This is a genomic window from Wolbachia endosymbiont of Atemnus politus (genome assembly GCF_013309895.1).
In genome coordinates, this window is sequence record NZ_JAAXCS010000043.1 from 1 (window position 1) to 10,177 (window position 10,177).

4 protein-coding genes and 8 pseudogenes are annotated in these 10,177 nt (G+C 33.7%); 2 read left to right on the plus strand and 10 right to left on the minus strand.

The genetic code is table 11. The annotated features are described in order from the left end of the window. Positions 1-785: 785 nt before the first annotated feature. The 10 genes and pseudogenes from HET73_RS03850 to HET73_RS08155 form a co-directional block, all read right to left on the minus strand. A pseudogene (locus HET73_RS03850) lies at positions 786-922 on the minus strand (tryptophan--tRNA ligase); the annotation flags it as partial. A gap of 20 nt (positions 923-942) precedes the next feature. Next, positions 943-1,509: pseudogene (locus HET73_RS03855) on the minus strand (nucleotide exchange factor GrpE). 337 nt (positions 1,510-1,846) lie between these two features. After that, positions 1,847-2,482 (minus strand): polyprenyl synthetase family protein, encoded by a 636-nt coding sequence (locus tag HET73_RS03860; protein ID WP_246210051.1) that lies wholly within the window; start codon positions 2,480-2,482, stop codon positions 1,847-1,849. Positions 2,483-2,548: 66 nt separating this feature from the next. Further along, positions 2,549-2,862, minus strand: a pseudogene (gene rpsP, locus HET73_RS03865) (30S ribosomal protein S16). A 173-nt stretch (positions 2,863-3,035) separates the two neighbouring features. Continuing rightward, positions 3,036-3,601, minus strand: a pseudogene (gmk, locus tag HET73_RS03870) (guanylate kinase). Positions 3,602-3,632: 31 nt separating this feature from the next. Continuing rightward, positions 3,633-5,307: pseudogene (locus HET73_RS03875) on the minus strand (pentapeptide repeat-containing protein). A 228-nt stretch (positions 5,308-5,535) separates the two neighbouring features. After that, positions 5,536-5,664: pseudogene (locus tag HET73_RS09435) on the minus strand (ankyrin repeat domain-containing protein); the annotation flags it as partial. A 237-nt stretch (positions 5,665-5,901) separates the two neighbouring features. Continuing rightward, positions 5,902-6,210: a hypothetical protein gene (locus HET73_RS08145; protein ID WP_174133243.1), complete on the minus strand. Its 309-nt coding sequence runs from the start codon at positions 6,208-6,210 to the stop codon at positions 5,902-5,904. Then, complete coding sequence (locus tag HET73_RS08150) at positions 6,182-6,337, minus strand: hypothetical protein (RefSeq protein WP_174133244.1); 156 nt, start codon at positions 6,335-6,337, stop codon at positions 6,182-6,184. The genes HET73_RS08145 and HET73_RS08150 overlap by 29 nt, the downstream gene beginning before the upstream one ends. 647 nt (positions 6,338-6,984) lie before the next feature. Continuing rightward, a complete protein-coding gene (locus HET73_RS08155; protein WP_343033081.1) occupies positions 6,985-7,326 on the minus strand; it encodes a septal ring lytic transglycosylase RlpA family protein in 342 nt (113 codons plus the stop codon). Between the two features lie 248 nt (positions 7,327-7,574). Between HET73_RS08155 and HET73_RS03890 the strand changes: the two are divergent. Together HET73_RS03890 and eno are read left to right on the plus strand one after the other, a co-directional pair. Continuing rightward, positions 7,575-9,109: pseudogene (locus HET73_RS03890) on the plus strand (UDP-N-acetylmuramate--L-alanine ligase). A 1-nt stretch (position 9,110) separates the two neighbouring features. Continuing rightward, a pseudogene (gene eno / locus HET73_RS03895) lies at positions 9,111-9,923 on the plus strand (phosphopyruvate hydratase); the annotation flags it as partial. Positions 9,924-10,177 lie beyond the last annotated feature (254 nt).

Sequence of the window (10,177 nt, forward strand, 5' to 3'; positions counted from 1 at the left end):
TTGTAGATGTTAGTACGTAGTAGATGGGTAGTTTATTTAATTAAAAAACTGGACTTGGGTAAGTGAAAGTTCTGTGGTGTTACACAGCAGTCTAGTTTTACTTCAACATGCATCATACTTTTTATCATCATATGCCCGAGATCGGGCTGCAGTAGGCGCCGGTTCGGTCCCATGACCCCATCTCCCTTGAGACGTTGGTCTCGTAAATGATTTCTAAAAATAATAATAATATTTTTATATCATCATACAACTCACTGGCCATTTCTGGTAATCTAACGTTTTGATAGGAAAGTTAGGCCAAAATGTAACAGATTGCGCCTATTTGGGCGCTTAAAAAGATTAAAAAACGCCAACTGATAAAATGATAGTAAATAACTAGCTACCATAGGGTTTCATTTGTCATTTTTTCTGTTTAGTAAATTTCTTAACGTTTATAATTGAGACTGATCCCCCTGTGGTCTGGGGGTAGAATAGGACCATCGTATCCTCTGCGTGTCGTAAAAGGCGACTAAAAGAGGGGGGTGGTGTCAGGAAGGGCATCCGGCCATTAAAAACCCCTAACTTTGCTCCATCTAAGTCCCCATGGATAAGTTTTATCCTGGGGCAAACAGCTAACCTGGGCTTGCCTGGATAAAGGCTGTATAAAGGATGTTGTTGTTGTTGTTGTTGTTGTATATATATATATATATATATACTTGTATATAGATTTCTCACATGGACCTCTCAAAGGTCTACGAGAGTGTACTACGGAGGTACAAATAAATAATGTTTTATGTTTAATGCTTAATTGCATGCAGGTCAACAATACAAAAAGAGATTTATATTTACCCTGTAAGTCTACCCACTGCTTGATTGCACCAATATAGTTACCTAAGTGTAGTACACCACTTGGTTGAATGCCTGAAAAGACAATGTTTGTCATTATTTACCTCATGTATTTTGCTAATTGTTTCCGCAATCAGCAGATTTCTTGGAAATAATAACCATTGCCGGACGGAGTAACCTACTTTTAATTTGTAAGACCTCTACAATAGTGCCAACTTCTTTTTCATTATCGTCTCTCTCTACAACAGCTTGATGTAAATTACTATTAAAGGGTTCTTCTTCTTATTCTCCGATTGGGTCTATTTCTTCTATCCCGTTTTTTTTAGATCATTCATAATTTTCTGATGAGCTACCTTGATTCCCTCATGCACAGGATCATCATCTTTTAAATTTTCCATTACTTTTTTTAAATTATCGCACGAATCGATCATATCACGTGCAAATTTTGTAACTGCATAGTCAACCGCATCGCTAATTTGCTTTTGCATTATACGTTTAATGTTCTCATTATCCGAAACAGCAAGACGCAAATGATCCTCAAGCTGAGCAGCACGCTCTTTTAACACATTGAGATTTTCTTTCAAATCATCAGTTTTCTTGCTATCATCTCGCTGATATTCGCTTTTGTGCTTATTTACCATATCGGTAAACTTCTTCCATTATTTCCTTGCTACTATCTGACATATCATTACCATTAAGAATCTAATAAATATATAGCAATTAATCTGAAAATATCAAGAACTAGTAATTTCTACGCTTGCATTTAAAAAGTCAATTAAAGCAGTTTTGTAAGGAGAATCAGTAAAAGTACTGATATTATTTTGCGCCATGTTAACGTAGTGCCTTGCTTTTTCTATGGAAAGCTCGATGACATTATGGTGATTAATATAGTATAATGCTTGATCAAAATCGCGTTCAGTTGAAGAAAAACATTTTTCCCAAAATATTCGTTACACTGGATTGCCTTTTTCATATGCTATAATAGCAGGTAAAGTTTACTTGCCCTCGAAAAAGTCTTTCCCTACTTGCTTTCCAGAAATACTTTGGTCAGCAGTATAATCGAGCATGTCATCAACAATTCAAATGCTATACCAAAATTAAAACCAAAATTCTTTATTTTCTCTGTTTCATCACTTGTTATACCAAATATTACAGATGCAGCTTCACAGCACGCATAAAATAAAGATGCTGTTTTTTTCTCAATGATATCAAAGTATTTTTTTCTAATAGTGTGAGGGTCAAAGCGAGCTGCCATCTGCTTTATTTCGCCCTTCACAAGTGAATGTGATGCTCCAGATAAAATGGAGAGAATGCTTAAATTTTCACATTCTATGAGCCATCTAAATGCCAAAGTCAATAATAGATCACCGACTAAAATGCTTGATTTATTCCCCCAAATTGTATTTGCCGTCTTAACTCCATGGAGTATTTCACTTTCATCGAGCACATCATTGTGAAGTAAAGTGGCATTGTGTATAAATTCTAACGATGCAGCAACTTTGATCCTACCCTCTCTAGTACAGTTTAGCATTTTACATATAATAAAGACGAGCTTAGGCCTCATCATTTTTCCACCTGACTTAACAAGATGAGATATAATATCAGTAGCAAGTTTGATATCTTCATCATTGACGCTACTGAAGATAAAATCCTTCATAGAGCTGACAAATCAGAAGATACGATATCGTCTAGTATCATTATTTGTTAACAGCATTAAAGAGACTTATATCTTTTGTTCTTTTACTTTTTCTTTTTTCTGTTTTCCTTGGTTTTTCTGGGTTTTTCTGGTTTTCTTTGGTAAAGCTACAACTCTTTTTTGATGAACCATAGCACTCTTTCAGTTGCTTGCGCACCTACACTTAGCCAATACTTTAACGTATCAGCTTTTATCACAACACGATTTTTATTGTCTTTTGGCAACATTGGATCTTACTGCCCTATTCACTCGATAAAACGTCCATCTCTTTGTGCTTGCGAATTAGCTACAACTATCCTGTAAAAAGGGCGTTTCTTTTTACCAAATCTTGCCAACCTTATTTAGAATGCCAAGTTAACCTTATTTATACATTAGTTACAATTTTATATAATAAGCAGTTTAAGTCAAATGAATTTTAATATAACTACTGACCCTACCCAGAAAAAGTAGAGAGAAAGGAGTTTTTTGAGTAAGGTCATACCTAATAACTTGGTTTATTTTTTGATCTTTTAAGTCATTCTTTCTTTAATATAGAACTTATCTCCACCACACTTTTATTAATGTTATCATTGATTATTATATAATCATATTTATCTCGTTTGCTTATCTCCTTTTGAGCTTCGGCCAATCTGCGTTCTATTTCACTTGCACTGTCACTATTACGCTTTTGCAAACGCAACCTAAGCTCCTCCATTGAAGGGGCATTATAAAAATACTCACAACCTTTTCCCTCATAAGCTTAAATAAATGAAATTCTCCTTGCCAATCTATACTCAGTAAAACGTTTATTCCACTTTTCAGATTTTGGTCTATAAAATCCCTTGAAAAACCATAGGAATTCTCAAAAACATTGGCGTGCTCAACCATTTGACCAGCTTCGCATAATTCATGAAATCTTTCCTCGGTAACGAAAAAATAGTCTTTTCTATTTACTTCACCGAGGCGAGGTTTACGTGTAGTCACAGAAACAGACCTAACTAGATCAGTTGAGTGCTCAAGTAATCTCTCTAATATAGTAGTTTTTCCAGCCCTAGAAGGAGAAGATAGAACCAATAATACACCCTCATTTTTTGTAGTCATTTTTCTTTTCTAAGTAAACAGGGTTTCTCATTTAATCAGGCTTTGAATTTTCCAATATAGCGTTTTTCAAATCAGATTTTAAAAAGCTAGAATGGTTTAAGTTAGAATTTAATAAATTGGTATCAATAAGAGAAGAATTATCAAAAACAGCGTAGCGCAATCAGTTTTTTCAAGGTTTGCCTTATTCAAATTAACATTAACAAACTTTGTTCTATTTAACATTGAACCAGAAAAATCAGCATTCTCTAGATTCATGTCCTTAAATTCAAAGTAAGCATAATTTACATCAAATCTTTTATCCCGCGATATCTCTTCTTGCAAATCTTTAATTGAGTTTATAGCGGTTTCTAAACCTGTAAACCTTTCCTGTCCTTCATTGCAATCAAAAGTGAATGGTTAAACTTACAATCTGTTAAGTCAGCATCAACAACCGAATCTTTATATACGCTTGAAGAATAAAAAGTGTTTTACTAATTGCTGAATTACTGAAATTGCTGAGAAAAAAGCCCATTTTCTCAAAGGTATTATCGTGGAGCAAAGATGATTCGAAGTTGCTTTCAACAAAATTCGAATTAGTTACTTTTAGATTAGACCAGCTTGAGTTATCCGCTACTAAATTAAAAAACGTCGAACTTTCTATTTCACTAGAGTCAATACTATGTTGAGAAAGCCTGCTATTATAAACTTGAGAGTCTTGTACTTTTACCTTATACATTGAAGCTGCAGAAAGGTCTGTATCTTCTATCTTTGTAGAGGTAAATAACGAATAGTCAAAAAACGAGCCACCCATGTTAGAATTTGTAACTTTAGTATTATCAAATTTTCCATGGCGAATGTCAGAGTCAGAAACATCAACTTGATACAGTTCGCTAGAACTAAAATCAATATTAGATAAATTAGCATCGTGAAAACTTACTTCAGAAGCATATGAATGTTTTACCTTAGAACCATTCAATATAGATTGAACAAAACTTGAATTATCACTGCTCACATAAGAGATTTGCGTGTTGCTTAAATTAGCTCTATTGAAGTTACTGTCTATTATAGCAGAAGAATTAAGACAAACATTAGAAAGATTGCTACAAGGGTGCTCCTCTGCACAACAGTATTGTTTATTTTACTATCGCTAAAATTTATATAACTAATATTCGAGTTTAACAAGCTAGAAAGATTCATTTTCACATCTGAAAAATTAGTATGTAAACCAGTCGTATTGTGCATTCTCACTTTTTTGAAATCAGAGCTTATAAACTCAGTATAACTAATATCAGACATTAAATATTATATCTGTCAAATTTGCGGAATCAAATTTTGCAAAACCCAAGTTTGTACCTTCTATTCTTATACCTTGTAGATTAGCATTAGAAAAATTATTTCCACGTAAATCAGAATTGATAAAGGACACACCTGATAAGTCACTATGAGAAAAACTAGCTCCAATTAGACTAACTCCATTTAAAATAGATCCATTGAGATATAATCGACTAAAATCAGCTCTAACCAGGGCCAAAACCTTTTCCAAAATCTTCTGGCATCCTTCTTTGTAGCATTTTACTAGAAATTTAGTAAAACTTTCTTTACTATAAGATACATATTTTACCTTTTGTAAAGTATCCAAAAAGATCACTTATCAGATCTTTTTTATCAGTTACGTCATTCCCGTAACACAAATGACCAACTAAAATCAAGATAAAAAATTTAATCATATTTTTCCTTGCACTGCGCCACTCATTATTATCTTTTGTCTTCATGGCCCAATTGTACATTTCTAGACTTTCTTTGTTGTCTATTCTCTTATGCTCTAAATGACGTGGTATCATTTCAGCAATCGCATTTACCATATCAACTCGAACTCTTTCGATCGCCATATCAATAGGAGATTGAAGACTATTATTAACCACTTTAGGATCAGCACCTTGTAATAAGAGAAAGCGTACTATATCTACCTCATCTTTCTTAACTGCGTAAATTAGAGGGGCATCCCCAAATTTATTTCTAAACTTTAGTACCTCTTGAATTGTTAATCCAAACTTTTCCAACTTACTTATTATCCCCTCAAACAAACCAAGTTGTTCTTTTTAATACAATAAAAAATCTGCTTACTGTAGTCCTCAACAAATACGGTTGTTGGAAGATGCTCATTAAGATTATCATATTGTCGTTTATATATTGACTTGCTTCGTGCATTTTTTATGATGCCATTCTTTTATTGATTTCCTGTTTAACTTTGTCTATTTTGTAAATTCCCCCTTTCTTCTTGCTTGCCTTTTTCATCTTTTTTAGTGATAGGATTTTTTCCCTCAGCTAATTTTTTCACTTCTTCTTTTCCAACTTGACCCTCTATCTTTTTCTCCTAACAGTTTATCTGTATTATTTTCTGAAGGCTTATTCTTCTCTACATCAATCTTTTTATCAACTTGTAGATCTTTTAGTGGGTTAGCCATATCCTTACTCAAACCAGGACTTAAAGGCTCTATTTTCAAATCTTTACCCACTTCCTTACTTGTTACACTTGGCAAACTTGGAGTTTTACTTTCTTTCAGCAGATTATTGCCAATACCTTCACCGCTTTTTTCACCGCTACTTATAACTTTTCCACTTTTTCTCATTGGATTGTAGTTCTTCTTTATCGGTTGCTTTCTCAGTATTGGTATCTTGTGTTTTTTCAGTATTCAACTTATCCACATCGCTTTTGGAAGGTTCCGGTTTATTTACTTGGACTATGTTCTTCGGCAAATCTTGTTTTAGATTTCTCCTTATACCTACATCTTTATGTATAGAATTAATTAATCGATCTGCGTTAGTTTTTTTTTCTTCAAATTGCTCTGCGGCAAATAGGTTTGGTTATCCAAACACGACAAATAACAATGTAAAGTATAAAATACTCCTCATAATAAATAGCCCGAGTATATAAGATGATACTATAATCAAATAATTAATCTATAGTAAAAGATAAGCATGAGAAGCAAAGAGCGATTAAGAACTTCTGCAGGGACACATAGAAAAATATGAGAATTCATTTGATTCTATAAACGCCACAAAAAAACCCTATGAAGCTAGGCACACGCAACGTGCCTAGCTAAGGTAAAGATAACGGTTGTTTTATACTATATCAAAATTACCTTCTATGTACTAAATAAGACTTGATCTGACACTTTAAAAAAGTAAGCTAGAAATAATAAAAAAAAAGGAGCGTTAGATCAAGTCCTATCTAATACAGTTAATTCTTGTCTTTTAGATCAAGTATTGTCTTTTCAAATTCTGCACTCACCACTATTTATAACTTATTGTCACACAATATTGATCGTTTTTAAAAAGCAATCTAACATTTTTTATTCCTTGATTGCGACGCTTTGAGGCAGCTGACTTAGCAGTCTGAGCATTTACAAAAAATTCGACATATCCCTTGCTTTCTGCACTGTCTTGTTTTGGGTGACGATTTTGCATTTCTCTTTCATACTGCCTTTTATATTGAGGAGTTTTTGTATTAATTGTTCTGATATTTTCCTTAAATACCGAACTTTTACTCTTGCAAGTCCAGATTTATGAAGTCCTAAAACTTTTGCTGCCTTTTCTGATAAGTCTATTATTCTGCCTTCAACAAACGGTCCTCTATCGTTGACTCTTATAACAAGCTTTCTTCCGTTTTCTAAGTTAATGACAAGAACAAAGCAGGGTAGAGGTAAAGTCATATGCGCTGCAGAAATTAAGTAACGGTTAAACACCTCACCGTTTGCTGTAATTGTGCCATGGTCTTCTATTCCATACCAAGACGCTATTCCTTTTTCCTAGTAATGGTTATAATGTTTTGGATGATAGATTATACCATTTATTGTGTAGCTATTGCCAATTTTGTAATGACCTGTAGTATCATTACACCTGTTGAGAAGACTGCAACTACTTACCAAAACAAATATTAGGCACAGAAAGGTTAGATTTTTTATCATTGTATTCAGTGAAAGGGTTCGATACCATGAGGATTTTAAATTATACTATAATAAATTTAGTAATAAATAAACGTCTACTGCTAAATATGAACAATACTCGAAAAGAAACAATACACATAATTGGTATAGGTGGAATTGGAATGAGCGAAATTGCTGAAATTCTTCACAATTCCAATAATAAAGTTCAAGGTAGTGATGCGCAATCAAACAACAATGTAGATAGGTTACAAAAGCTAGGTATAGAGGTCTATATTGGTCACAATGCCAATAATATCAGGCAAGCCCAAGTGGTCGTGTATTCTTCTGCAATAAAATCCAATAATGTGGAGTTAGTTGCAGCAAGGGTATAATAATATAACCATTTTGCATAGATCAGACATACTTGCCGAAATTATGAAAGATAAATATGTAATAGCGGTTTCAGGTTCAAGTGGAAAGACGACAACAACAGCCATGATTGCATCAATTTTGATCATTCTGGTACTGATGCAACTGTAATTGTGGGAGGGATACTAAATTCATTCCAGGGTAATTCAAAACTTGGCAAGGGTGACATTTTTTTGGTCGAGGCTGATGAGTCTGATGGAACTATGCTAAAAATCCCTGCAAATATTGCTGCCATACCGAGTATCAACGACGATCACATAGATCATTACGGTGCATTTGACGATATCAAAAATGCATTTTCTCAATCTATAAGCAGAGCAGACTTTGCAATTCTGCCTAATTCGGTAGGCATCAATTGTAATGCAGGTAATTCTATAACGTTTGGGTTTGAAGATGTGTCATCTTATGTTATCCAATCCTCCTTTGCCCCAGTGCCACCTCCTGTCATCCCAGTGCGTGATACTGGGATCTAGAAAAAAAAATCAGCGTTACACTCCGCAAAAGTGAATAACGTTAGAGCTGCAAACATCAAACAACACAATAACAGCATAGAATTCGACGTGTTGAATGACAATAACCACAGAATAAAGAATGTAGTACTATCAAATACAATAGGAATACATAAAGTCAGCAACGCCATGACTGCAATATCGGTTGCAGTAAAACTTGGAATTGACGATGCAGACATTAAAAAGACCTTTTGGAGTTTAAAGGAGTAGCACGAAGATTTTCTTTAATTGCCTATGTTAAAAGTGTTAAGTTAATTGAGGATTATGCTCATCATCCAAATGAAATACAGGCAAACCTGGCAGCACCACGTTCGATTGCTCAAGGGAAGGTAATAGGAATCATCGAACCGCTCCGTTTTGCTCGCATTTGTAATTTTTTTAATGAGTTCGTACAAGTCTTTATGATGTTTGACCATGTAGTCCTTACATCTTTTCATCCCCCGGAAGATAAGCCTATTCCTGGTTGCAGGATTGATGATATACAAAAAGCTTTGATCAGCAATGGGTTTAGTAACGTAAAGACTATGAATGATGCCTTACTCATTTCACATTTTATTAGTAATTCAACAAATCCCGGCGATGTGATACTATTTATTGGTGCTGGTGGTAATATAGCTAAGTTGGCTAGAGAAACTGTAGTATTTATGTCAAGAGTGGAGGTTTAATATGATAAAAAAGATAATTAACAATGTATTAGCAAGAAAAATTTTAGACAGCAGAGGTTACCCAACCGTTGAAGTTGAAATTGAACTCTGTGATGGAGCAACAGGTAGAGAATCTGTGCCTTCCGGAGCTTCAACTGGTAAATTAGAAGCTTTAGAATTGAGAGATCAAGACGAAAAGAGATATTGAGGTAAAGGAGTGCTGAAAGCCATTCAAGCTGTAAACGGAGTGATAGCAAATGAGATTATTGGCATCGATGCAGCAGACCAAAGTACAATTGATAAGACGTTGATTGAATTATATGGAACAAAAAATAAATCTATGCTTGGAGCAAATGCAACTTTAGGTGTATCTCTTGCAGTTGCAAAAGTAGAAACAAGCAGCTTCAAAATACTGCTATATAGATATTTAGGAGGCGAATAGGCAAATGTTATGCCGGTTCCACTCATCAACAAATTTAATGGTAAAGTACACGCAGACAATAGACTCGATTTTCAAGAATTTATGATTCTTCCTGTTGAAGCTGAATCTTTCAGTGAAGAGAACAGAATGTCTGCAGAAGTGTTTCATAACTTGAGCAATATTCTAAAGAGAAAGGGTTACAGCACAAACGTAGGAGATGAAGGTGGTTTTGCGCCAAACATTGAAAGCATCGAAGAAGCTCTTAATCTGATAATTCAGGCTGTAGAGTCTGCCGGTTATTCAATACAAAATCATTTTGCACTGGGTCTTGATGCTGATTCATCTATTTTTTATGAAGATGGATATTACAAAATTGAAAATAGAGAGCTTACTACAGAGGAATTGGTTGAGTATACTGTTTTGATTTATTAAATTTAATATTAGTTTAATTATTGGATTTAAATATGAAATACCTTTTAAATAATAAATATCGTTTAAATAATATATGTTTAAATATATTTAGTTTGTTTATTAAATATTACATATTGTTTAAATATTCTATTTATTTAACGACTCAACAAAATCATTACTAAATATATAAACATAAGAAGAATAATGATGATAATCGATTTGATTTTTCTTTTTGATATATATAATTAATTGATATA